This is a genomic window from Betaproteobacteria bacterium (assembly GCA_016713305.1).
Lineage (GTDB): Bacteria > Pseudomonadota > Gammaproteobacteria > Burkholderiales.
Window position 1 is genome coordinate 19,754 of the sequence record JADJPK010000001.1, and the last position, 24,666, is coordinate 44,419.

Below are 24,666 nucleotides of genomic sequence, written 5' to 3' on the forward strand. Positions count from 1 at the left end.
TTAGGGGGCGTCCCATCGTCCCAAATTGGCGCTTTGGGCGCGGATTTTCCCCACCCAAGGTCGCATACTGGGAGATATATGCCGCACAACGACTTACGCGATCGCGGCGACGCTCGCGCGCCAACGCTGGGGATCGACCTGGGCGTAGACCTCGGTCGTCGAGACATGGGTGTGCCGCAGCGCCTGCTGGACGAGCCGGATGTCACCGGTCGCGTTGTACAGCCTCGTGGCAAACGAGTGCCTGAGCGAGTGGGCGGTGATCGGCTTGGTAATGCCGGCCTCCTGGACTCGCCGGGTGACGATGCGCTGGACCTGGCGTGTCGAGAGCCGGCGGCCACCGGTGGCGAACAGGGGCGCGCCGGGACGAGCGCCGCCAATGTGCCCGGCGACTATCCCGGCGAGGGTAGGGCTGAGCATCACCCGGTCGGGATCGCCGCCCTTGGTCTTGCGCAAGATGGCGACGCGTGCGTCGAGGTCAATGTCGCCGACGTTCAGCGCCGCGGTCTCGGCCAGCCGGCAGCCAGTGAGAAGCATGAAGCAGATCAGTGCGTGGTCCCGCCGTCCGGCACCCCCGGCGAACTCAGCGGCCACCAGTCGCGCGATCTCGCCAGCGTCGAGCACGACCGGCGGCAGCCCCCGATGCCGCTGGCAACGCAAGATGGCCGTCGGGTTGCGCTCGACCAGCCAGCGGGCCTCTGCGAACGCGTACAGCGCTTTGACGGTCACGCGGTACCGGTTGATGCTGGCCGGCGCGCGCGTGCGTCCAGCGCGATCCTGGTGCACCGTAGGGCTCGCCATGAACGCGACCAGGTCGGCGGGCGTCACGCTGCCGAGGTCGGCAATGCTCGTGCCGTCCGCAAAGCTCTCAAACGCGGCAAGGTCCCGTCGGTATGCGCTGACCGTGTGCGGGCTGCGGCCCTCGGCCTGAAGGTGGCGAAGGTAATCATCTACGGCCTGAGCGATGTTCACGTCTGGTTCCTCCTGATGCTGGGGTGGTGGCTGGCCCATCCATCAGGGCTCTTGGGAGAAACAGTGGCAAGGCATATCTGACGTGCCGGCAACAGGTTATAGGCGATACAAAGGCGATAAGGAGCTCGCGATGGCCGGCAGGGAAGCGCCCCAACTGAAGACCGTGGGAAACGACCTCCAGGTGCTGACCACGGCAACCAGCCTGCTAGACAAGGTGGGGCTTGGTGCCGATCCGACCGACTTCGGCCTGCCGGACTTGCTCGAGGCCGGTCTGTCGCGCCAGGAGCAGGACGCCCGCCTGCTCGACACCGTCCAGAACCACCTGTTCGTCTACAAGGACGGCCGCAAGCTGCCGATCATCGTCATCCCGCCGATGCTGGAGTTCATTTCGGATCTGTTCTTCGAGCGCGAGCAGCAAGCCATTTTGTGGAAGCCGCGGGGTGGGGGCGGGTCGCTGGCCGCCGCGGTCCTCATCTGGTTGATGATCGTGTATCGCAACAAGTCGTTCATCGACATGGCGGGTTCTGGCGAACAGGCCAAGCGTGTGTACGAGTACACCACCCAGTTCTGGTACTGTGTGCCGGGGCTGGCCGAGGCCGTGCTTGAGAAGGACCCGCTGCAGTCGCTGACCCAGCTTAAGAACGGCGTCAGCCTGTCCTGCGTGCCGGCGAGTGAAAAGGCCGCCCGCGGCAAGCACGTCGCCGGGTTCGTGGCCGACGAATCTTGCCAGGAGGACCCGCGCATCGGCCGCATCCTGCAGGCCGCCGTTCAGGGCGTGCTGTCCGAGCCCGACTTCACGATCGTCCTGCTGTCGACCTTCCACGTCCCGTTTGGGTTCTTCCAGGAGGCATGGGACCTGGCCGTCGAGCGCGGCTTCAAGCGCTACCGGTGGGATGTGTACGACTGCATGGCCCGCTGTCAGGTGGGTCTCGAGGACGCGACCAAGGATGATCCTCAAGCGACTGCCTACTGCCGGCGCGAGTGCCCCCTGACGGACGCCGTGCCCGACTACAACGCCGACGGCGAGCAGGTCGGCGAGCACTTCTCTGGGTGCAACGGCCGGGCCCGGTCCACCTGCGGGCACCTGTCGCGGGACAACGTCATCAAAGCGAAGCTCCTCAATCGCGGCACCGAAGTCTGGGAAGTGGAGCACGAGTGCAAGCGGCCCAAGGCCGCGGGCATGATCTACAACCCTGAGAAGGTCCAGGCCGCGGTCATTCCGGTGGTGGAGGTTGTGCGGCCGACGGGCCCGGTCCGGCGAGCGGTGGGCATCGACTGGGGCCGGTTCGCCGTCGCCATCCTGGCCGAGCGGGCCGGCGACCACATCCTGATTCCCGAGGCCAGGATCTTCGATTCCCGGCCGATCAGCGATCTCGTCCAGTACCTGAGCGACCTGCGAACGCGGGTCGGGGACTTCGTGGTCTACGCCGACGCCGAGAACGCGTATGGCAACCTCGACTGCCGGAACGCCGGGTTCGAGACGGTCCCGGTGCCGTTCAACAAGTTCAAGGACGAGGGGATTGAGAACATCGCCCGCTACTTCGAGCACGGGAAGTTCAGAATCGCCGATCAGGGCGACCTTCAGAGAGTCGTGCGCCAATTGCTCCGATACCACCGCGACGAGTCAGGCCGCATCGTTAAGAAGGATGACCACGGCCCCGACGCCCTGCTGTGCGCCATGCTGCCGTTCCCGTTCATCGACGAGTTTGATACCGCAATCAGCCAGCTGCTGAGTGGCAACGACCGCGAACGCTTGAAGGTCACCGACAAGCTGCTCGATGCCTGCGTCCGGGACTACGATCAGGTACCTGACACCTACCACGGCAGTTCAATGGGTGTGTCCGTCGGGGCCTCGAGCTTCTACGTGGTGATTTCTTCCCTAAACGACGGTGGCCGCTCTGACCGCGCGCGCAAGTCCCTGTTCATCGGCCGCGTGAAATCGTTTGAGGATCTCGACGCGCTGATGGTCAAGTACGCCGTGCTCGGCTGCGTGATCTCGATGCAACCAGAACCCCACCTGGTCCAGGCCTGGCGCAAACAGAGGCACCACGGCAACGTCTACATGGTCCACCTCCTAAGCGACGGCGTCAGCAAGCCGGACTGGCCGAAGTGGACGGGGACCGTGACGGTGGACCGCACGTTCATCCTGAACTCGGCCTACGAGGAGATCCGCGAGCAGCGGTGGCATCTGCCGCGCGATGCCGGTTGCATCGACGGCGGAGAGTTCTACGCACAACTGAAGGCTCCCAGTCGGGTCCGGGACCTGTCGACCGGCGAGCTGCGGTACCGGTGGACGGAGACCGGCGCCCTTGACCATTACCGGTACGCGCATGCTTTCGACCACCTGTACGGGGCGTTTAGGCGGTCGTGCGGGGTGTCGGTGGACTTCGTTTGAGAACGGCGATCAATTGCGGCGGCCATCTTTATCGGCTACGCGCTCCACCGCCTGCGGGACCGGCTCGGGCACTCGTCGGTGCTGGTGACATCCCGGTACCTGCACGTGGCCCAAGGCGCCGACACACGAGCATAGCGGCTCCTGCCCGTCCCGCAGTCCGGCATCTGCCAGCCGCAGCACCCTGTTGACAGGCTTCCCAGAAGCAGCTTAGCCTCCATCTGCAAGTCAGGCGCGAGATTCCCCGCCCGAGCCGGTGGATGACCTGCCGGTCCGAACTGAAGGTCCACGTTGCCTGCTGCATTGCGCAATGCGGTGGAGGTCGCCGATGCCCCCGAAGAAGCAACTGGTTCTGGCGCACCTGGAGCGAGTGTCATGGGAGGTCATGGATCGATACCCCAAGGTCATCCAGAGTCAAATACGTGGCCGATGGGGTATCTATGCCCTGTACAAGAAGGACCGACTGTACTACGTCGGGTTGGCGAGCAATCTGTCTACCAGACTCAAGCAGCACCTGCGAGACCGCCTGCGCGGGAAATGGGATCGCTTCAGCGTCTACCTGACCGTGCGCGACGACCACATGAAAGAGTTGGAGTCCCTGATTCTGCGCATAGCCGTGCCAAGCGGCAATCGAACCGGCGGCAAGTTCACCAAGTCGAGGGACCTCAGCCGCGAGCTTCACCGATTAATGTCAGATGAAGATGCCAACCGCCGCGCTCTTCTCATGGGCGGCAAGACGGCTCAACGGCGGCAGAGACAGAAGACACGCCGCGAGGGGCTAGGCGCTCTGGACGGCTTACTGGAGCGACGCCGAGAATTACGCGGGTGGCGTAGCGGCTATCAGTATCGCGCTTTCCTGCGTCGCGACGGAACGATCACGTGTGGCGGAAAGGTGTACGAGACACCCGCAGCTGCTGCACATGCTGCGGTTGGGAAGCGGTGTAGCGGGTGGCGATTCTGGCACTATCGCGACAGCAAGCGGGAGTGGGTTCCGCTGCAGACTCTGCGCAAGTAAGACGATGCCGTCACGGAGCTGGCTGTGGCAACCCAAAAGCCGAGAAAGCTCGCTTGGGCTGGACTGATCAATTCGATCCAGCCCCGCATTCGCCTGCTACGCTCCTTCGATCAGCGCCAACACAGCTACCTCGGTTACGCCCTGGGCGTGCAGGGATTCCTCGACGGGCGCGAGGCGACGTTTACTGTCGGCATCGGCGCGGCTGCGCAGGCGAAGCACGCATTCCAGATAGGGGATGAAGTTGAAGGCGCCGCAGAGACGATCGCCAACCCCGAGACCGAGGCTGTAGACCTCTACAAGGCGAGTGGCCTTCGGGTGAAGGCACAAACCGGCGAGACCGCCACTGCCAGTCCGCCCTGGCACGGCGTACCGCCCGACCTGCCCACGTACAGAGCTCGCGGTCATCGACGGCTTGATCCCCGGACCTACGACGCCAAGTGCCTGACGTGTATCTGGGGCTGCCGCATGGCCGTCGAGATGATTATCGACCAGTGGAAGCCCAACATCACGCGCTGGCGCTACGAGACCTTCTGCTACGGGCCGAAGAGCTGCGGGCTCTATGCGGCCGGGGCCACCCGCAAGGTGCCCGGACGCAAGGGGATGTCCTGGGAGGAAGAGAACTGGGTGGACGAGGAAGCGACGGCGCATCGCGGTGACGATGAATAGGAAGGGTCGCAAGAGTTCTACCGTGCCGGGCGCCCTGGGCCACTACCGCTACGCCCACGCTTCTGACCACCTGTACGGGGCGTTCAGGCGGTCGTGCGGGGTGTCGGTGGACTTCGTGTGAGACTGGCCAATTTTCTGCAACTGGCCTCAGGGCTCTTGAATGTGATTCTGTGGTTCGGTTACAATTGATCCAGTGATCCAGGGGCCCTACGTGCCGCCCGGCTATACGGCGCCCTGGTGTGCGGTTCCGCGGGCTGCCCGACGCAACGGGGATTCGACAGCGATCGCCTGGCAGTCGAGCCTTGGCCGGCTAAAGGCAAGTTCGAGGCAGCTCGCCGGAACCGCGACCTGAGACGGCGGCATACTGCTCTGCCGCTGGTGCCAACAGGGCACGAGCGAGCCCTCCCGCAATCCCCCGCTCGCCTCGTGCCGCGAGCCCTCTGCCGTGCGAACCGGTGGGGGGCTCGCGCCTTTGTTTCTGCATCCACTGATTGCGCGGTATCGTTCCGGCGGACGGAATGCTCATATGCTGCAGTGCGGTGAGTTGGGCCGAGGCCACGGCGCGGGGTTTCGCAAAGCTGGACCACGCTATGGGGTGGTGTGGTAGAGTGGCCGTCAAAGTGCTCCCCGGCGACCACGCGGCCGTTTGAGCCGGGCGGATGCGTCGGGCCGGGCGGTCGGTTCGGGCAGCTACCTTGCGCGACAGAAGTCTTGGGGGGTGTTCGCGGTAGCGAAGATGTGGATTGGCCTATGAGCGATTCATCGAATCTAAGGCCGACGCGTCCCGCAATTCGGACATGAAAGGGTGCCATGTCGTCGGAAACTCGCTACTCGCAAACCACCACCTGCAGGCATTGCGGCAATGACACCCCGATGGTTGTTGGAGCCACTTTTTCGCAGGTGCAGCAACTCGAAAACACACCTGGTGGATTTACTTGGGAAGAGGGTCCTGTTTTCGAGATCTGGGCTTGCCCAGCATGCCGCGGGGTTTCCTTGGCGAAATACTATTGGCATGATGCCCATGATCCGGACGATATGCGCACGGACGTGGTGTATCCCAATGATGCCGATGCCATTCCGCTGGGGTTGCCTCACCAGCTGCACAAAGAATTCGTGGCCGCCGCCCGAGTGAGAATGATCAGTCCGAACGCTTACGGAGTGCTTCTCGGGAGGCTTCTGGAACTCGTCTGCAATGAGAGGGGAGCAACTGAAGGCAAGCTTGGTATGCGGCTCAAGCAGCTTGCAGACAACGAGGAGATACCGCAGAAGCTCGTAAAGGTCGGAGAAAAGCTCCAGGAGTTACGCCATGTTGGTGCACATGCATTCGTAGGCGAGTTGGGGCCGGCAGAGGTCCCGATACTCGATAGCCTGTGCCGCGCGATACTCGAATACGTGTATACGGCGCCTCAGCTCGTCGCTCAAGCGGAAATGAGGCTCGCTCAACTGAGGAAGCAGCAAAAGGAGCGCAAAGTGCGTGTCGCGACGGCTGCCAAGACGCCGACTGCGAGTAAGGTTTCGCAAAGTGCAGCCACCAGCAAGAAGGACGCTCGACCCGGGAACGCCTCGCGGAGGAAGGGGCCCAAGAAGAATACGGGTGGCGACGCGTGACTATTGCCTACTCATGACTTCGCTTCAACCAAGGTCAGCTTCTCGCCCAGCGGCGATGAGGGGTGCAAGGAGTCCAGGCAATCAGGCAATCCGGTGGCACGCCAGTCGCGCCTTGCTGATGCACGGGAGTTACTTCGACGGGGGGCTGGAGTGGAGATCGGGCATATCGTTGCCGCCGCGCTCATAGAAGCCGCGATGGAGAAGTGCGCTCATGACGCTCATGAGCCTGACGACCCCACAAGGCGTAATCGAGCGCGGTCGCAGTACTTCGTGGCTTGTCTCGCGGGATGCATGAGGCGTGCCTATGATTCGTCCGATACCGCCGTCATGTCGAAGGACTTCCCGCGCAGTCTCGAGGAGCGCTCCAGAGTCCGCAGGCTATTTGGCATGCAAGAGCTGTTGTACGACATCTCCATATTGCAATTCGATAATGTGACTTCCATCAGGGGGCAAGACCTCGTCTACTTGAAGCGCGGGCTGTGGATTATCGAATCTGAAATGGCAAGGGACAGCCGCCAAGCTCTGTACGATTTCAACAAGTTGGTTCTCGGCAACGCGCAGAACGTGCTGTTCATCGGGCCGCAGTTGAATGACTCCGAGCGGCATAACGGCTATCTCCGCGTCTTGAAGGCCCCGGCGCGCAACTGCGCGAGCGCGCCATATTTGGCCCTCATCCCGCACCCGGACTCCTGGACGATTGACACCAGGAGCGTCAAGCTTTACTCGTGGCAGGGAGATGAATGGTCCGATGATCTTGGGCCCTTCATCTAGGCGTGGTTCGCAGAAATGTGTCGCAACCGGCACGTAGTCCACTGCTTTTCGTCTGGCGGCACGGGAGTTGGCCGCGCGTAGGATTGTTGCGAGTCAGTCTTGGCCGCAGAAAGGCGGCGGGCAGTATGAATAAGGGGTAGGCCAGTTGTGTGTCGAGATCCTAGAACAAGCGAGAGGTCTTCTGCTAAAAGAGTATGGCCGGATTTGGAATGATTGGTATGGCCACTTGGATGCAACACGTGCGGAGTTGGTTGTCGAGGAAGGTAACCACTCCTCAGGCTACAGAAGAAAGGAGAATCAGCTGTGCTTGTATTTTCCGGAAGCGAACCTGAATGAGGTTATCGAAGAACTGGCGGGGACTGCAGTTGTCGTCTATCGGAATTTGGGGTGGAGTTTGTGGAGGCGAGAGCTGATTCATGAGATGCTCCATGAATACCAGTTCAAGGTAATACGGGGAGAGGTAACAGATGCAGGTCGCGCATTGCACAATGAAAGCGCGTTGATTTCTTGTGAGCGCGGTCACGGACCTGACTTCTTCACGGCCATTGCGGATCGAGCACGGTATTTTGACATGGAGCCGAACGATCTGGTCCGAAACCTCTAGACAGATTGTCAAATAGCCTCTCGCCTCTCGTCCGGCGGCAAGGGAGAGGGCAGGATAAGCAGAGAGCGCAGGGGGACGAATTGAAGCGAATCATGGCCGACCCTCAATACCTGATCCCGACGGATTGTCCGCGGTCATTGGTGGGTGTCCTTAGGTTTGTGCCGCTTCTCTGTGCAGGCAAGACGCTACATGCGATTGCCGTTGTGCCTGTGCCTGCATCGGTGAGCGGGACAAGGCAAACGAACTACCTCGTATGCTCCGGAAATCACAGGGCCGCGGCTGCCTATATTTGCAAAATGGCGATCGTGGCTGATGTGATTGAATCGGATGTGGACCTCGCGCATGTGCGTGAAGGTGTTGCCGCGGGGTACAGATCGGTAGACGACTTGGTGGCGGCGTGCCTCGAAGCAGCCGAGAGTGGTGGATATCTGTCGGGCCGATGGGAAGAGTACCTGAGAATGATCACCGACTCGGGTGTAGTAGGCTACGATGAGCGCGACACCTCTCAGTTGTCGGAGACCGCACTGAGGCGGGGCGCGCGAAGGGCCCCGTAGTTGAGGACTCGCGAGTGGTCGGGCGGTCGATTGGCCTCCCGCCCCTTGTGGCGCGGTAGGGGCTGGGGCGCGTCATGCCGACGGCGCCCGGGCGAAGGAACAGAGCAACCTCGGCGAATCTTGTCTCGGAGGTAATATGGATAAGTGGCGGAGGGCATCGGTACATTTGGAGTGCGCGACTGATAGCCAGGGGTATCAAGCGCGCATGCGCTATTTAAGCGAGCTACAGGGAAAGCTGAGTGCCGGCGAAATCGTGGCAGAGGAATTTGCAGTTCTGGCATCGAAGGGATCTCGCGATGTCCGATTTCACGGGACAGCTGTTTTCTTGAGATTCAAGGGCAAGCGCTATCTTGTGACTGCGAGGCATGTTCTGTGGGACAAGATTGAAGCAGAACGAGAGCTATTCGGCGAGAATGACTGGCCCGGCTTCACCTCTGCCTTGCCTGACAAGTTGGCTCAGTATTTCCGTTTGGAGCGCGCTCGGGACCAGATCTTCTCGATCATTTTTCGCGTGCCGTCGATTGACGAAGTTCTACACGGTGGCGGCGCGCAGAAACGTGCGTTTCTGATGAATCTTGGAGCGGGCCCGTCATTTACGGTCCCTTACACGTTTTCAGATTCGCACTTGGATCTCGCCGTGGTTTCACTGGACCAACGCGACTCAGGCTTTGCTGACGAACTCGAGGCCAACGGCTACGTGCCGATTGAAGAAAGCGACATCGCGATGTCGCCTAGCGGGCTTGGCGCACACGTGTTTGCGGTCGGTTTTCCATCTGCAACTTCTACTATTGGACAAATTGAACTGGAAGCGGCGCTCAAGAACTGGGGTTCTGCATACGTGTCCGAGCCTGTGTTTTCCTTCGGCAGAGTCGCGATGATTCACGACGCACTGCAGTACTTCTGGGCCGACATGAGCATCTATCCCGGAAACAGCGGAGGAGGGGTTGTCGAGGGTGACAAGTTGGTGGGTATAGTGAGTGCACAGGCCGTGTTGCCACTAGAAGGGAATCCTGAACTATCGGCACGGATTCCGTTTGGCAAGATCACGAAGACCGCCGGTCTAATCGCGCTACTGGATTTGCAAATTGAAAAGGACGGCTTTAACGGGTAGATGGAGCCGTATGAGCGCGGCTGGCACGACCAGTCGTAGCGGCCCCTGGCTCCCGCCTCTCGTCCGGCGGCGAGGGGGAGGGGTGACGATGCTGATTGTATGATCGGCGAAGTGCGATATTCGTGTTCTGAGCAACGCGCACCAAGCAGCGGCAATCACTGAAGGGCGGAACACAATGGAGATAGTTCTCAGACGTTACACGGAACTTCCGTATGTCGTTGACCTACTGCAAACGAAGGAGATGGTGCTGGTTAGTCCGGCCGCGTGGGACGACAGGAACGACTCCTATTACATTGAGCAATACGCGCGTAGAGAAGAGATGGCAAGCACGTACGCGCTGTGCCTGGCCGAAGCCTCAGAAACGTACCACCACTGGAAGGTGTTCTCCCATGGCTGTGGCGGCGCCTGCATTGTCTTCAAGAGGGACAAGCTCATGCAATATGTTCGTAAGGTAGACGGGTTGCGCGCAGAACCCGTGCAGTACAGGACGATCAAGGATCTGCGCGCCGCGCGGCCGACCGTGTCCGAGCTTCCGTTCTTGAAGCGAGCTGTATTCGCTGATGAAAAGGAGTTTCGCTTGTTTCTCGCGACCAAGACGAAAGGGCAAGCAACCCATCGCTTCCCAATCGCGATTGCAGTGGTTGAGAAGATCACTTTGAGTCCGTGGTTGCCGAAGGAGGTAGTTGCGGCTGTGAGGACGACGCTGCAGTCCATTGAAGGATGTCGAAACTTGCTGGTCGGCAGATCAACGCTAGTGGAAAATGAAGTCTGGAAGCAATTCGGGGCCAATGGGCCATGAGTGTTGCTCGGTATGGCCGTCACGGACCCGTCCTCCTCCCATTGTTGTGGCCGTGAGCCGAACTGCCAGTTACCAAACATCTTAGGGCTGCGTCATCCTTTGACGATCGAGAAACGCATGGACATGCCTGATAGGACTGTGATTAGCTAGTTCCGGAGAGGTCAAACGCGCTAGACGGGGCTCTGCTCCCCGCTAGTAGTCGATTTAGATTTTCGGAATCGGAATCGATCGATTACGCTTCCGTCAGGCCTGCTGGAACAGTGGTTGTCGTTGAGCCATTCGCAATACGACATTCCCCATTCTAGCGTGGCGTTTCCCCATTGGGGCCAGCCGTGAAGTATAGAAATTGGGCACTTAGGGGTGCGCCGCCTGCGAAGTCTGGTGGAAACTGATCGTCGAGGGCGACCCGACATACACACGCCTTGAAGTGGATAGATTGCTGAATGCAATGACCGACGCCGCGCACACAAACACCAACCGCGCAGGATCTCCGTTCCTCGGCGATCTCTCATGTCTCACGATTGACACGGAATATCGCTCGATCAAAGAAGACCCCGCGCTGCACTTCTATCGGCCGTGTCTGCTGAGTTCGATCAGATACAAGCGCGCGGTGGGTTACTTTCGGTCCACCGTTTACCTGGTAATCGGGCCCAGCATAGTTGAATTCGCGCGGCGTGGCGGAAAGATCGATCTCATATGTTCGCCAGAACTGTGTCCTGACGACATCGAATGCATCGCAGCGGGGTATGGCAGGAGAAGTGAACTGGTCGAACAGAGTCTCATCGCCAATATAGATCAGATGCTCGCCGAACCATCTACTGCTTATCACACTCAGGTTCTTGCTACGCTGGTGGCGCTTGGATCCCTCGACATAAAGCTTGCCGTCCGCGCCGACCACAAAGGCCTCTATCACGAAAAGATCGGGATATTCGCCGATGGAGTTGGTAACCGGATTAGCTTCAAAGGCTCAGCAAATGAGACCTGGAGTGGGTGGCATTCACACGGAAACGTTGAGTCCATCGAGGCGTTTTGCAGCTGGCGGGGAGGGCTTGAAGCCGAACGCGTAAAGAAGCACGAGTGTCATTTCGATGGCCTATGGTCAGGCCGAGATGTCGACATTGAAGTGTTCCCCTTTCCGGCGGGTGCGGCGGAGCGCCTGAAACTCGCAGCACGCAGAGACTTTTCGGAATTGGATCAGATGGATTTGGAGAATTCCGCCCCGAATAGAACAATTCGCCCCCATCAGCAGTTTGCGCTTGACGCTTGGCGAGCTATGGGGCGGCGAGGAATTTTCGAACACGCTACTGGATCCGGCAAGACCTTTACTGCCCTGCTCGCAATGCGAGAACATGCTGAGACCAGCCACCCATCTGTTGTTGTTGTGCCGAGCCGCCTATTGCTGGAGCAGTGGGCGGACGAGATTCGACGAGAGATTCCACTTGCCGCGCTGTTGCTCGCGGGGGGCGGTCATACAAAATGGAAAGCGCCGGGCCGCCTCCGGGGAATGACGTCAGATAGTCCAGCGCACGGCGGCCGCATCGTACTCGCTACGATGGCAACGGCGTCCAGCGACGCCTTTCGATCTGGAGTGCAGCAGGGTGACCATCTTTTGCTTGTCGCCGACGAAGTTCACCAAATCGGCAGCCCGAAGAATTCCCGCATCATGGAACTTGTCGCTGGCGCGCGTCTGGGACTGAGCGCCACACCGAAACGTTACGGCGATCCAGACGGCACAGCGAAGATGATGGACTATTTTTCCGGCGTCGTGCCGCCACCAATTACCCTGAGTGACGCAATCAAGAGCGGGTGTCTAGTTCCGTACGAGTACTATCCGCATCCGACCTACCTCACGCAGTCAGAAGTAGACGATTGGTGCGCACTGTCAGTACGCATTCGCAACGAAATTGCCCGCCAGAAAGACGATGAGCACGGTCGCAAGTACTTGAGCGATGCGGCCAAAATGTTGCTTATCCGGCGATCGCGAATCGCAAAGAAGGCAACCAATAAAGTGCCTCTTGCTTGCGCCATTCTGAAGAAAGAATACCAGGATGGTCAGCATTGGCTGGTCTACTGCGAGGATTCAGATCAGCTTGCGGAAGTCATGGATGGCCTGACTGCCGAAGGACTGTCTCCAATTGCCTATCATTCGGCGATGTACGGCTCACCGGGTGCGACGCTTGATTGGTTCCGGGCCTTTGGCGGCCCATTGGTATCAATTCGGTGTTTGGATGAGGGCGTCGACATTCCCGCGATCTCTCACGCGCTAATCCTGGCATCGTCTCAGAATCCACGGCAGTTCATTCAGCGTAGGGGTCGTGTCCTGCGCAAATTCCCGGGCAAGTATGTCGCAGTCATTCACGATGCCATTGTTGTCCCGGTCAGCATTGAAGACGAGCCCGAACAGGCGTCTCTGTTGAAGTCGGAGCTTCTGCGAGCAATGGAGTTTGCGTCCTTTGCTGTAAACATGATGGCGGCCGCGGACTTGCGGTCGATTGCCGTAGATCTGGGACTTGATCCTGGCGTCCTATTGGACTCGGGCATTGAAGAGGAAGTGGAGGACGACGAATGACAGAGCAAGGAGACTTGGCCCTCGAGGCGCTTCTCGCAGCACGAGCGGAAATCGCTCCTGATCTTGATGAGCGACTGCTCAGAAGCTGCTACGCGATACAGCAGAAGGGGCAATTCGGGCATGCGCCCACGGCATCTCTGCAGGCAATGGAGCGCTTGATAGACGAGCACGTGCGCTCCTGCGCGGAGCGCTCGGATAAGGATGGAGATTAATGAAGCTGCAGGCCGTGACCATGAAGAACTTCATGCCCTTCAAGGGCGTGGTTCGAGTTGACTTTCCGCAGGATGAGTTCAGAAACGTGATGTTGGTATTCGGCGACAACATGCTCGGAAAGACCAGCATCCTCAACGCAATTCGATGGGGCTTTTATGGAACCGCGATTGCCCGCCATTCACGCACGATCCCCTCGCATGATCTCCTGAATAAGGAAGCGGCAAGCGAGGGCGACTGGACGTTTGAGGTCCACATTGACTTTGAAGCCAATGGTACGCAATACGACTTGAGGCGCCGCACAGAGAAGCGTGCATCAATTGCCTTACCAACGCGTGCGGATGATTTTCAAACGCAAGTCCTCCTCCGGAAAGACGGCATCCCCGTTCAAGGCGATCTTGTAGAGGCTGAGATCAATGCTGTTTCGCCGGAACAGGTATCGCGCTTCTTCCTGTTCGACGGCGAGTTGCTCCAGGAATACGAAGCTTTGTTGATTGAGAACAGCGACCAAGGGCGTCAAATCAAAGAAGCAATTGAGCAGGTTCTTGGTGTACCGGCGCTGATATATGGCCGCGATCAGTTGGCGGCCTTGTCGAAGTCGGCTCAGAAGGCGCAGCAATCGGACCTACAGCGGGTTCAGGGACTTGAGAGGTTGGCCCAACAGCAGGCAGAGCTTACATCCAAACAGGAGTCATTTGACAAAGACCTGACGGGCCTCCAGCAGAAGTTGACAAATCTGCGCAAAGAGCGCGCATCTCTCGACGACGACATTGAGGCCACGCACGCAGTGTACGCAGAGAAGGGCCGATTGGACACGCTCGAACTGCAGCGCAAGCAGATCGAAACGTACCAGACCAAGAAGACGGCAGAACGATTGGATCTGTTTGGAAACGCGTGGCGCGATCTCATTGAGGCCAAGGTCGCGGTCCGCCTCGCGCAGATGGAAAGCACACGGTTGGCAATCATCGAAAGAATGCGGGCACGCGTTGGAATTGAGACCCGCATTGCACAATTGCGACAATTGCTGGCGACGAAGATCTGCCCGACCTGCAAGATCGATCTGGTCGAGACGCGCCATGTCGAGATCGGTACAGAACTCGGCGTGCTTGAGGGCACGCTGGAGGGATTGGAAGAGAGTGACGGGCAGTTGCAGAGCATCGCCGCCCAGATTGGTGTTTTGAGCAAAATCAGGGGTGTGAATGCCCGCGACAGGATCGCGCAGATCGACAATGATCTGCAGGGCTATGAAATCGATCTGACGCGGATCGAAAATGAAGCTGCCCAACTGAAAGACAAGCTTGCGGGCTACGACACCGCCGAAATTGCGCGCAAGATCGCATTGCGCGACATGAAGGTCGCGGAAGAGGGCCGTCTCCAAGGCGATGTCGTAGTCCGCAAGGGTGACATCGAAAAGGTCAAGAATGAGATTGCGATGGCGCAGCGCACGATCGACGGTTTGGCGCAGACGCGCAACAATCGGAGTCGGCTCAAGGCTTCGACGTGCAGCCAGCTCGAGGCTGTATTTGGCGCCAGCATCGAGCGTTTGCGAGATCGACTGCGAAAACGCGTCGAGGAACGGGCGAACGAAGCGTTTCGGGAAATGACCACTCGCAAGAGCTACAGCGGTCTTGCGATCAACGATAATTACGGGTTGACGATCGTCGATGATCTGGGTGGTCGTGTCACTATACGTTCGGCGGGAGCTGAGCAGGTGGTCGCGTTGTCGCTCATCGACGGCCTGAATCGGACCGGAAGGGCGGCGGGACCGGTGATCATGGATACGCCGTTTGGACGCCTCGATCTGAAGCACCGCGACAATATCTTGACGTATCTTCCCAAGGTCTGCAGCCAGTTCGTATTGCTGGTGCACAGTGGTGAGATCCGCCGCGAGATAGATCTGGAGGCGATTGCCCCTCGAATCGGCGCCGTGTATGAGCTTAGAGAGATTAGTGCGCGTCACTCCGCACTGGAAAGGACGGCACTCTAATGCTTCCTGAGCCGACCATGATTGGCGTATCGGAAAATGTTCATCCGAAGCTCAAACGGCTCAAGGAGGATGGCCATTTCCGTGAGATGCTCGACGCATACCGATTCGGAATTGCCTATGCTCTGGCGATGGGAGTTGTGCCCGACGAGGTGTCGTCGCAAACTGTGTTTTCGGTGGCAAGTGTTGATCCCGACCAAACTATAAAGCATGCCATCCAAGCGATCTTGGGCGATCAAGTGCAGTGCCCAGTGTACCGTATGGCCGAGCGCCTGGCGAACTGGGGCGTACAAGAGATCTATGAAGAGGCGGCCAAAGGGAGCATCGACATGGTGTCCATTTTGGATAAGATGAAGGCCAAGAGCGAAACATGAGTCTGCCGCTGCGTGCCTATTTAGCATTGAAATTTGGTGCTGGCGACTGGTCTGTGCAGGTCGCGCGGGACTTTGAAAGCGTCTTGGCCGCCTGGCGCAATCGCGGTGACGACGCGGTGACTGGCGTCCTGCATATTGGATTTGATCGCCCGGCCTCATCGGCTTTTGAGGACGTATCGGCCAACTTCCCTGGTCGCGTGTTGCTGACCAGCGCCGCAAAGTATGGTTTGCCTCATGGCTACGAAGCAACCGATGCAGTGATTGGCGTCGTGGAGGGAATCCCGGTTCATCTCGGCACCGTGGGTTGGGGCTATTTGTTGGATGAAAGCACCATTGCATCGGTTGAGAACGCTCGGCGATCGGTTGATGCGCGGGCCGCGAGCGGCTGGGTAATCCGGTATTTCGAACAGTTTCCCGGCCGACGCAACGCCCTGGTCGACGCGCAGATCTTCGACGACGACAGCTATCTCGCGAATGAGAGCGCACTCCCACATACGGAACGTGTCGCTGCCGCAAGATTCAGATTCGACGAGATCGTGGGCAATGATGTTAACGATCCCACCGCGATCGCACGAGCCGCGCCTCCTTGGCTGCTTGATCGCGGATTTGGCACGATGGACCTTTCCGTGCGTCTCGGGAATGTATTTGCCGATCGAGGCATCGTAAGGGTGTCCGATCTGGCGAAACTCCGGGAGTTTGATTTGTACCGTTTTCGGAACCTCGGGACAAAGTCAATTCGCCTTCTGCGGGGCATTCTCATGGACGCCTTCGATGAGGGCCCCCGGTACATTGACGAGAAGTTGGAGGAAGCCGAGTCCGGCACCTTGATTACGGAGCTGCATAAGACGCTCGCCAAGTTTTCACCGCGAGAACGTGATGTGTTGGGGAGTCGAATGGGTCTCGACGGAGAGCCTATGACGCTGCAGGAGGTGGCTGAGTATTACGACTTGACGCGCGAGAGAATTCGACAAATTGAAAGCAAGGCGGTTAAGGCACTCATTCGCGATGCATACTGGGATGATTTGCTATCGTCGAAGCTTGAGGTCCTGCTGCATGGAAGAGATTATCCTTTGCCCGTACTTGGGGTCGAGGCGGCAGACAGGTGGTTTTCTGGGCTTACCCAGGCAAGCAGTGCGTTGAGTTACATCCTGAAGAACATATGCGGCAACCGCGTGAATGTACTCACGCTCGATGGCGTCGAGTACTTCGCATTCCTGAAGCGCGATGAGTGGGACAAGGCCATCAACGAGGCGGATCGACTGCTTGGGGCATCTGGCGGAAACGGATGGTCTGAGGAGCGCTGTCAGACAATGGTCGGCTTGCTTTTGAACGAGCGCGCAGCCGAATTTAGGAAGCTGCTATGGGACAAAGTGCGGCCCCATTGTCATTTTGCGGAAACGTCACCGGGAATGCGGACTCTGATTGGCTACGGCCGCGGAATTGAACATTCAGTCGAAGCGGTGCTGACTGAATCTGCGGTTCCGCTTCATTTTCAGGAGATCGCGGTACTGGTGTCGGCGCGGCTTGGGCGGCCGGTGGACGCGCGTCGCGCTCACAGTGCGGCCGCTAGCATCGCCGTGCTTCTTGACCGCGGCACCTACGGCCTGGAGCATCATGTGGGCGTGAATGTGGACAAAGGTGCGCGCATCAGGGCAGCAGCGGAGGAGATTGTCGCCATGGGCTCGTCTAAGAGGCAGTGGCATAGTTCTGAAATCGTCAATGCGCTTGTCGATTGCGGCGCACTGGAAGATGTTTCACTGACGAATTACCAGCTCGACTATTTGCTCAGGCAATCAGAGTTCCTACGGCCTCTCGGGCGAATGACGTGGGTGGATGCGGCTGAGGCGGTGGACGACGTTGGTGATAGGGTCAGCATTCGTGAAGCTGTGGTGGCGGCATTGGTTGAAGCGCGCAAGCCACTTACGGCATTGGAAATTCGGCAACAATTGGTGACGTTGCGAGGTACCGCCGAGGGTCTGCAGATTCTTTCGCTCGACCCCGTGATCAAGATCGATGAAAGGCTATGGGGTCTTAACGATCGGGACATTCCACTTAAGCGCGAGGATCAGCCCAGGCTGGTGGAGCACATTGTTGGATACCTGGAGCAGACTCAGTTAGGTCTGCATATTTCTGAGACTGACAAGTTGCAATGCGACTACCCAGCCTCGGGGATGAATCCGCATGTTCTGTTCTCTTTGGCCGCGCAGGACCAACGCATGAGGATTAGCGGCAGCAGATTCCTTTATCTCGAAGAATGGTGTGAGCCACGGCGCGTTGGAATCAGTGCGGCTGTGCGAAACGTGTTGGGGGACCCGGACGGAGGTCGGGACATGGATTCAGTTGTCGCTAGAGTGGAGCTGCAAACCGGTTTGACAGGCTTGAGGGCAAAAGTCGTTGCGGCCCTATATGCATCCGGCGCCAGGTACAGTGCGCCCACAAACTCATGGATTGTGGGGGGTGCTGCTGAAGATAGAGATTCAGATGATGCAGACTTAGATTGTGTTGACTAGTGTCCAGAATAGACGCGCTCAACCCATCGTGACGCAACTATCCTGTTTGCCGAAGCGAGCCGCTGAGCCGCGGATGTAGTGAGAATCACGCTCAACGGCAAGCCAGCGCCGTTTCATTGTCTCGGCAATGCGGCCTGTGGTATTGCTCCCAGCAAATGGGTCAAGTACCAGGTCTTGCGGCTCGGTGAGAAACGCAACGAAAAACTCAACGAGCTTAGCGGGCATTCGCGCCGGATGAACTGGTAGGCCCGAAGTGCGGCAGTATTCGCGGTATGGGTCGCTGGCGCGCGTGTTCGCAATGGGGAGTAAGCTGTTCTTTTCGCCAACCAGAGAGTCAAATAGTTCGCGCGTTGTCTCTGCGAATGCAGGGGCGAGGACATTGGGGGGGATCGCACCGCCATGGTCCGCAAGAAATGAAGTGTGCCCGATTGAATGTTCCGAAGGTCGCAGCCCTGGATTGTAGGTGCCACGCGACAGAAGCTGACGCATGCTGGGGCTGTATTCTGTAAGTACGCGCCGATTGTCGGCCTTCGGATATGGTGTAGCGGCAAGCCACCAGACCCGCGTAAATGCGTCCTTTACGCGGCAACGCTTAACATTGACCCATTGCGCGGGCGACGGTAGTCGGGCTGGGTTAAAACAGATGAACTCCTGGCATAGATGCAACTCGGCGCGGCGCTTGAACTCCAGCAGTGCTTCGATGGCAAGCGTGGACATGGTTGGCTGATCAGGCTCCCAAGCATTGCCGATTTCAATCACGATAGATCCGTTGTCAGTCAAGTAGTCGCGGAATAGCGGTGCGAACGCAGCTAGCCAGTCCACATAGGCTTGACCTTGCTGATTGCCGTACTTCTTCTTGCGCGTTAGCGCAAACGGCGGCGAAGTGAATAGCAGCTGTACCTTCCCCTTGTTACGGGAGAAGGGACTGGATTGGAGCACTTGTTCGCATTCGCCTTGGTACATCTTGCCGTGGCGGGTCGAATACGCGGCAAGCGTCTGTGTCGAGCGGCGCTGATTCATGTGTGCGGTCCTTGGTCAGAACGGTCTAAAATGCACCAGTGGAATAGTTTGCACTGTTTACCGTAGCTCGAATTGGCGGGGATGTCCAATGGAAACCGGCGCGATTCTGCTTCCCCACAGTCCGCCTCGCCCCTTGGCGGCCACCCTGGGAAGCCCCTACCCGATCGGCAAGGCGGTACGGTGGTGCGCAGATATTCCAGACTCCAAGGTCACGTGTCGCCGTGTCGGCGCCCGGGCCATGCGCCAGCGAATCCGGTCCGGAGAAATTCCTCGAACACGCTCGTGTCTGCTCCGAGTTCTCGGCATTGCGGCAGCATGTGGTCTGAAAGCACCTGTGTGAATTGACTCGCCAAATCATCGATTGCGGCAGAGGCATCATCTTCATTGATGTCCTGTGCGAATGCCGAGGAAAGACCAAGCACCAGTGACATGGCCATGTACATGGCCCACAACGCAGTCATGTAGACGACGAATTGTACCCTTGTGCCTCCCATGAAGATTATCAACTTGGGGACCGGACTAGCGTCAGCATCGGCAACGCGGCCGGACCTCAATTGAAAACTCAGAAAGGATGCGTGAGTGCCAACCGCAGACAAGTGGGCATACATCGGGTCGTGTTTGTCGCGGCCCAGACGCTTCCTGACCATGGCTGGTCGCAGCTCCTTCCAGCATTGCTGCTCCGTGCCGGTGGCCCAAAGCTCTGCCAGCGACGGATCTAGTAAAAAGACCTCGGCCTTTTCCAAAGTCTCATGGGCGGTGCGCAAGATATTCGAAGCTTGATTGCAGTATTTGTGTCGGATCAAATGGGTCGCTGCAAGGAGATCGTCGACGACACTTGTGTATGCCGCAATCAACGCGGCATCCTGGTATCCACTTCTCGTCGTAGAAGATGCATCGTGGATGATGTTGGCAGCTTGCTGCAGTGCGTCTACAATGAACTGTTCCGCGGCTGATATTGCCTCGGGTGGCGATTGAGGAAGCGCGGCGAGCGCTGCGAGGTGCAACTGCGGGTTGACTTGGTCACCGTTGGCAGCCGCGTACGAGCGGAGCAACTTTCGCTTTTCTGGTGATTCCGGCAGTGCTTCGATTGCCGCCTTTGCTTCCGCTGCCATGACTTCCAGTCGGGTCTCAACAAACACCTGTGCGTCCACATCAAGATCGTTGAAGTGTTCAACCGCATATTTGAATACATCATGAATGGCCGCCATGATGGCCGTGTCGTTAGCGGTGTCCACAACAGAAAGCTCGTTCTTGATACGCTGCCGGAGATCCGCAATGGTAATTGGGGCCAATGGGTGAACCTCGTGGGATGGGGTTTGGGGACGCGGTGGATAGGCCGCCAGCCGATCGCTCTCTCGCGCATCATGGCGCGCCGGTCCGTTGAGCGGCATCCTGGGCCACGCGGCAGTGGTTGTGAATCCAGGATGACATTTCTCCCATTGTCCGGTGGGGGCGTTCTCGCGTGCCGATTCTATACCACACGATGAGTGTCCCTCTCAATAGCTCCATCCGGCAACGGGCGGGTGGATCAGCAAAGGGCGCGCCCGGGACGGGTGTGGCGGAAGGATGAACGTCGGACGGTTTGGCCGAATGCGGCCGACTGGCCGCCGGGGCGAAACGGCCTACCCGGCCACCGCGGCGGTGCCGTTCAGTGGGACCATTGGCGCACGGACAAGGCGGTCCAGCTCCCGCCCAACGCCCCGCCCCACAGCGCGCACGGGGGCCCCACGAGGCATGTGAATGGAGTGCCGCTCGGGTACGAGGAAGATTGTTGCGAGCGGCCGGGTATGCTATGCTCGGCTTACGGTATCCGCAGCGGGCGCAAAGCCGGCGGAGTTCTTGGAAGGCACGTGAATAATGTCCTGGAAATTTCTCTCATGGCGCGTCGAAGGTTATTGGTTTTTCGGTTGCGTCCTGATTGCGTTGGCCGTTGCCGCGGTAATGGTCTTCCGTCAAGACAAGTACGGGCGGATGTCGTTGCCGGGAATGCGAATCACCCTCGCGTATTATCGCACCAGAAGACGGACAAGAGAACTTCGATATAGGATCGAGGCATTCTGTCTTCAGCATCTGCGCGTTGGGCGGAACGGCGACTCTGGAAGCTATCTAATGCTCGGCAACAGTCAGGCCGGATATTCTGCGCGACAGGCAATTACGTCCTATTCGCGCGCTTTGAGTCTCGATCCGATGAACTCACATGCATATCATCTCCGAGGCGACCAGTGGCGCGCTCTCGGCGAGTTAGAAAAATCTGAAGCCGATCTCCGGCGCGCGTCAGAACTCGACCCAGATTCCGCTAAGACAATTCGCTGCTTGGGGCAAACGCTGGATTTGCAGGGACGGCGGGACGCCGCACGGGAACAGTTCACACGCGCAATGGAAATGAATCCCAATCTCGTGGATGCTTACCTTCGGAGAGCGGACATTTTCGCATGTAGTTATGGCGAAGACTCGTGGCAGGCCGCTGCTGCTGACTATCTCAAAGCTGTGGAGCTAGATCACAGATGTGCAAGAGCATATCGTGGTTTGTTCCTATTGGGCATAAAGGGTAGAAACCGTGACATGGCAGATAAGTACTTCAAGCTGGCGCGGAAATATGGGCAGACTTTTTATGATGACGAAATATGGAGATACGAGAACGCGCAATGGGGGTACACGGTCGTCATGTGCAATGACAGCCATTGATTCCGTTCGGCAAACGATCGCATCTGTGCCTCCCAACAAGCCAAGCCAGCAAAGGAATGCCTCGACCTGCGGGGGGTGTGCGTCTTGGAGGGATGTGGCGGAAGATGAGTGTGGAGTGGTTACGGCGTCGGCATAGCGGCAGGACAGTCGGGGGCCGGTAAGTCGCTTACCCGACCGCCGCCGCGAGGCCGTCGTGTTGGCGTAAGCTTCCCCAAAATTCAGACAGTTGAGAAGTAGAGCTTTCTGGCATAATCAACCAGGAGGTTCTGATGAAAAAGTCCGATTTCACTGAGACCCAGATCATCGGGATTTTGGGTGAGGCCGATGCTGGGCTAAAGGTCCAGGACATCTGCCGGAAGCACGGGATTAGCCCCGCGACCTTCCATCGCTGGAAATCCAAGTACGGGGGCATGGATGCTTCTGATCTGAGGCGAGTCAAGGAGCTCGAGGCCGAGAACGCCAAGCTCAAGCGGATGTACGCCGATCTGAGCCTGGAGAACGATGGCCTGAAGAACTTGATCTCAAAAAAACTCTGAGGCCACCGGAGCAAAGAGAAGCCGTGAGGTATCTGGTGGCCGAGCAGAAATTTTCCGTGAGCCGTGCCTGCGCCGCGATCGGGCTGTCGCGTTCGGCCTGGTACAAGGCGCCGCAGGATCGATTGGTGCGCGACGCCGAGGTCATTGATGCGTTGCAGGACCTGGCAGAGAGGCACCCGCGCCGCGGCTTCTGGAAGTACCGGGACCGCCTGCGGCTGGATGGTCGGCCCTGGAATCACAAGCGGATCTACCGTGTGTACTGTGAGTTGGGCTTGAATCACCGACGGCGGACGAAGAAGCGGCTGGGCGACCGGCCGCGTCAGCCCTTGGTTGTTCCAGCAGAGCCGAGCCGAATCTGGGCACTCGACTTCATGCACGACACGTTGTACTGCGGGCGCTGCTTCCGAACGATGAATGTGCTGGACGAAGGTGTGCGCGAGTGCTTGGGGATCGAGATCGACACATCGCTTCCAGGCGACAGAGTCGTGCGGACCCTGGACGAAATCAAAAGCTGGCGCGGCGTGCCGGATGCCATCCGATGCGACAACGGGCCAGAACTGCTGAGTCAGCCGTTTGTGAACTGGTGCGAGCAGAACGGCGTTGAGATCCTGTACATCCAGCCCGGGAAGCCGAACCAGAACGCATACATCGAAAGGTTCCACAAGACGTTCCGTGACGAACTGCTCAGCGCATACCTGTTCGACGACCTTGACCAGGTGCGGGATCTGGCCTGGAACTGGATGCTCGACTACAACGAGGAGCGACCGCACGACAGCCTTGGCAAGGTACCGCCGTCGGTCTTCAGGGAGAGATGGGAAGCCGAAAACTCTAACTTCGAACTGTCCACTTGACGGGGAAGCTTACGCGTTGGCACGGCGCAAACCTGCAAAACAAAGCCTGAGGGCGCTGCATGGCTCGGACGTGAAGGACCGATATCAGTGCGGCGGTAACAACAACTAGATCATATCGCTCAACAAGCGGTTGCGCGCCGCACCAAGTTGATACTGGCGCATGAACGGCTCGTAGTAGTTTTTGTGGTCAAGATGAAAATGCTCGCTGATCTGCGTGCAGGGTACATATCGGATGTCCCAGAATGTAATGTACCACATGCTATCTTCATCGCCATGAAGGCCCATTCCGTCACGCAGTATTTCATTCAATGCTTGCGGGCCCACAACATCTGCCATCTGTCCTTCAGGAAACAGGTAGTCGGCGAATACAGTAAACTGCTCGTGCTTATCGTCAAAATGAACGGCTCTCGGGCGGAGGTGATGGCGCGCCCAATCACTGCCTTCCGGCAATTTGATGCTCTCTAGTCGTGCGACAATCTCTTCTACTTCAACCAGTGATGGAAAAGAGTGGGCAGTCCGTGACGCCAAGTACACGAGGTAGTCCTTGTAATTGGCTGCCCAGAATGAAGGTGATAGCGTGGCATAGATATGCCAAGGCACTGCTGCGGCGCTGGCTGGGAAGAACAGATAAATGAGCGGAAGAGTTTGCGGTGCGGAAAGTCGATTTTCTATTTCGACGCCATCCCAATAGCGGACGACAAGTCTGCGTTGAGCTTCGATTTCTTCAAATCGTCGAACGAGTGCAGATGATGGTTGTGTAGAGCAGGCAAGCAAAAAGCCGCTTGCGCCGACTGCCGCGCAAGTGTCGCTCATGTCTCGAACGTCGTCTACTCCAACAGATCTGTTTGCGTTCGCGAAGTGCTTACAGCTGACCAGCCATTTGCGTTGGAAGGGCGCAAGTAAGCCCGCGACGTTTTCAACGGCAATTAGGTCCCGGCCGCCATCGGGGCCGACGCCAGTCCAGTGGACGTCGAAGGCGGAACGAACCAGCAACTCTCGTATGAGCTGCTCAAATTTGACTCCGTCTGCGGGCAACTCGGTGAAGTCGATCATTGTTACCTGGGTGGCCGCTCTGGATATTGAGGGGGCTCAAGGCAGTCCGTGTGGCAGGACTCTTTGCGGACGCTCCGATGCTCCCTACCTGTATGTGACAGTACAACGCCAGGGAGGTAGTGTAAATGGACAAGGGCCGTGGTAGTACGGAATGGTGTTACCGGGGCATCCAGGGTAGGCACGTCGGTTGACGCCTGTACCTCCCAATAATTCGATCCGGCAAGGAATCGGGCGGACCGGTGAAGGGTGCACGGGACGGATTTGGCGGTGATGAGTGTGGAGTGGCCGGGGAGGCGGGATCGCGGGAGCCGGTCGTCAGGAAGATGGGCCTACCCGACTGCCACGGCCGGGACGCCACGGCGGTCGGCAGGCGGGGAGATAGGGT

At 58.6% G+C, this 24,666-nt stretch carries 18 protein-coding genes; 14 read left to right on the top strand and 4 right to left on the bottom strand.

Annotation, left to right across the window (positions count from 1 at the left end; translation table 11 throughout):
* Positions 1 to 93: 93 nt before the first annotated feature.
* Complete coding sequence (locus tag IPK20_00115) at positions 94 to 969, bottom strand: tyrosine-type recombinase/integrase (GenBank protein ID MBK8015236.1); 876 nt, start codon at positions 967 to 969, stop codon at positions 94 to 96.
* 130 nt (positions 970 to 1,099) lie between these two features.
* On the opposite strand from IPK20_00115, the gene IPK20_00120 reads away from it, so the two are divergent.
* The 12 genes from IPK20_00120 (at position 1,100) to IPK20_00175 (ending at position 18,136) form a co-directional block, all read left to right on the top strand.
* Positions 1,100 to 3,364: a hypothetical protein gene (locus tag IPK20_00120; protein ID MBK8015237.1), complete on the top strand. Its 2,265-nt coding sequence runs from the start codon at positions 1,100 to 1,102 to the stop codon at positions 3,362 to 3,364.
* A gap of 325 nt (positions 3,365 to 3,689) precedes the next feature.
* Positions 3,690 to 4,376, top strand: a complete 687-nt coding sequence (locus IPK20_00125) for a GIY-YIG nuclease family protein (protein ID MBK8015238.1) — start codon at positions 3,690 to 3,692, stop codon at positions 4,374 to 4,376.
* An 18-nt stretch (positions 4,377 to 4,394) separates the two neighbouring features.
* Positions 4,395 to 5,042: a hypothetical protein gene (locus tag IPK20_00130; GenBank protein MBK8015239.1), complete on the top strand. Its 648-nt coding sequence runs from the start codon at positions 4,395 to 4,397 to the stop codon at positions 5,040 to 5,042.
* An 810-nt stretch (positions 5,043 to 5,852) separates the two neighbouring features.
* Complete coding sequence (locus IPK20_00135; protein MBK8015240.1) at positions 5,853 to 6,650, top strand: DUF4145 domain-containing protein; 798 nt, start codon at positions 5,853 to 5,855, stop codon at positions 6,648 to 6,650.
* Between the two features lie 327 nt (positions 6,651 to 6,977).
* The gene (locus IPK20_00140) at positions 6,978 to 7,421 is read left to right on the top strand and encodes a hypothetical protein (protein ID MBK8015241.1); all 444 of its coding nucleotides are present in this window, start codon (positions 6,978 to 6,980) and stop codon (positions 7,419 to 7,421) included.
* A 145-nt stretch (positions 7,422 to 7,566) separates the two neighbouring features.
* Positions 7,567 to 8,025 (top strand): hypothetical protein, encoded by a 459-nt coding sequence (locus tag IPK20_00145; protein ID MBK8015242.1) that lies wholly within the window; start codon positions 7,567 to 7,569, stop codon positions 8,023 to 8,025.
* 759 nt (positions 8,026 to 8,784) lie between these two features.
* Positions 8,785 to 9,690 carry a trypsin-like peptidase domain-containing protein gene (locus IPK20_00150; protein ID MBK8015243.1) on the top strand — a complete coding sequence of 302 codons (906 nt, stop codon included), beginning with the start codon at positions 8,785 to 8,787 and terminating at the stop codon, positions 9,688 to 9,690.
* A 175-nt stretch (positions 9,691 to 9,865) separates the two neighbouring features.
* Complete coding sequence (locus IPK20_00155) at positions 9,866 to 10,489, top strand: DUF2971 domain-containing protein (GenBank protein ID MBK8015244.1); 624 nt, start codon at positions 9,866 to 9,868, stop codon at positions 10,487 to 10,489.
* 448 nt (positions 10,490 to 10,937) lie between these two features.
* Positions 10,938 to 13,058 (top strand): DEAD/DEAH box helicase family protein, encoded by a 2,121-nt coding sequence (locus IPK20_00160; GenBank protein MBK8015245.1) that lies wholly within the window; start codon positions 10,938 to 10,940, stop codon positions 13,056 to 13,058.
* A gap of 211 nt (positions 13,059 to 13,269) precedes the next feature.
* A complete protein-coding gene (locus IPK20_00165; protein MBK8015246.1) occupies positions 13,270 to 15,255 on the top strand; it encodes an AAA family ATPase in 1,986 nt (661 codons plus the stop codon).
* A gap of 17 nt (positions 15,256 to 15,272) precedes the next feature.
* Positions 15,273 to 15,626 (top strand): hypothetical protein, encoded by a 354-nt coding sequence (locus IPK20_00170; GenBank protein ID MBK8015247.1) that lies wholly within the window; start codon positions 15,273 to 15,275, stop codon positions 15,624 to 15,626.
* Entirely contained in the window at positions 15,623 to 18,136 is a 2,514-nt protein-coding gene (locus tag IPK20_00175) for a hypothetical protein (protein ID MBK8015248.1), read from the top strand. Before IPK20_00170 ends, IPK20_00175 begins: the two co-directional genes overlap by 4 nt.
* An 18-nt stretch (positions 18,137 to 18,154) precedes the next feature.
* On the opposite strand, the gene IPK20_00180 is transcribed toward IPK20_00175, so the two are convergent.
* Positions 18,155 to 19,099, bottom strand: a complete 945-nt coding sequence (locus IPK20_00180) for a site-specific DNA-methyltransferase (protein ID MBK8015249.1) — start codon at positions 19,097 to 19,099, stop codon at positions 18,155 to 18,157.
* Positions 19,100 to 19,365: 266 nt separating this feature from the next.
* Positions 19,366 to 20,448, bottom strand: coding sequence for a hypothetical protein (locus IPK20_00185; protein MBK8015250.1), 1,083 nt, complete (start codon positions 20,446 to 20,448; stop codon positions 19,366 to 19,368).
* A 565-nt stretch (positions 20,449 to 21,013) separates the two neighbouring features.
* On the opposite strand from IPK20_00185, the gene IPK20_00190 reads away from it, so the two are divergent.
* Positions 21,014 to 21,841, top strand: coding sequence for a hypothetical protein (locus IPK20_00190; protein ID MBK8015251.1), 828 nt, complete (start codon positions 21,014 to 21,016; stop codon positions 21,839 to 21,841).
* Positions 21,842 to 22,110: 269 nt separating this feature from the next.
* Positions 22,111 to 23,228, top strand: a protein-coding gene (locus IPK20_00195; protein MBK8015252.1) for an IS3 family transposase whose coding sequence is annotated in 2 segments (ribosomal slippage) — positions 22,111 to 22,363 and positions 22,363 to 23,228 — 1,119 coding nt in all. Because the reading frame shifts where the segments join, the coding sequence is not laid out codon by codon here.
* Between the two features lie 105 nt (positions 23,229 to 23,333).
* On the opposite strand, the gene IPK20_00200 is transcribed toward IPK20_00195, so the two are convergent.
* Positions 23,334 to 24,281: a restriction endonuclease gene (locus tag IPK20_00200; protein ID MBK8015253.1), complete on the bottom strand. Its 948-nt coding sequence runs from the start codon at positions 24,279 to 24,281 to the stop codon at positions 23,334 to 23,336.
* Positions 24,282 to 24,666 lie beyond the last annotated feature (385 nt).

Excerpts from the sequence above, each read along its gene's own strand:
- IPK20_00180 (MBK8015249.1), bottom strand. The coding sequence starts at position 19,099 with ATGTACCAAGGCGAATGCGAACAAGTGCTCCAATCCAGTCCCTTCTCC.
- IPK20_00175 (MBK8015248.1), top strand. The coding sequence starts at position 15,623 with ATGAGTCTGCCGCTGCGTGCCTATTTAGCATTGAAATTTGGTGCTGGC.
- IPK20_00155 (MBK8015244.1), top strand. The coding sequence starts at position 9,866 with ATGGAGATAGTTCTCAGACGTTACACGGAACTTCCGTATGTCGTTGAC.
- IPK20_00125 (MBK8015238.1), top strand. The coding sequence starts at position 3,690 with ATGCCCCCGAAGAAGCAACTGGTTCTGGCGCACCTGGAGCGAGTGTCA.
- IPK20_00135 (MBK8015240.1), top strand. The coding sequence starts at position 5,853 with ATGTCGTCGGAAACTCGCTACTCGCAAACCACCACCTGCAGGCATTGC.
- IPK20_00120 (MBK8015237.1), top strand. The coding sequence starts at position 1,100 with ATGGCCGGCAGGGAAGCGCCCCAACTGAAGACCGTGGGAAACGACCTC.
- IPK20_00200 (MBK8015253.1), bottom strand. The coding sequence starts at position 24,281 with ATGATCGACTTCACCGAGTTGCCCGCAGACGGAGTCAAATTTGAGCAG.
- IPK20_00160 (MBK8015245.1), top strand. The coding sequence starts at position 10,938 with ATGACCGACGCCGCGCACACAAACACCAACCGCGCAGGATCTCCGTTC.
- IPK20_00170 (MBK8015247.1), top strand. The coding sequence starts at position 15,273 with ATGATTGGCGTATCGGAAAATGTTCATCCGAAGCTCAAACGGCTCAAG.
- IPK20_00150 (MBK8015243.1), top strand. The coding sequence starts at position 8,785 with ATGCGCTATTTAAGCGAGCTACAGGGAAAGCTGAGTGCCGGCGAAATC.
- IPK20_00190 (MBK8015251.1), top strand. The coding sequence starts at position 21,014 with ATGTCCTGGAAATTTCTCTCATGGCGCGTCGAAGGTTATTGGTTTTTC.
- IPK20_00140 (MBK8015241.1), top strand. The coding sequence starts at position 6,978 with ATGTCGAAGGACTTCCCGCGCAGTCTCGAGGAGCGCTCCAGAGTCCGC.
- IPK20_00165 (MBK8015246.1), top strand. The coding sequence starts at position 13,270 with ATGAAGCTGCAGGCCGTGACCATGAAGAACTTCATGCCCTTCAAGGGC.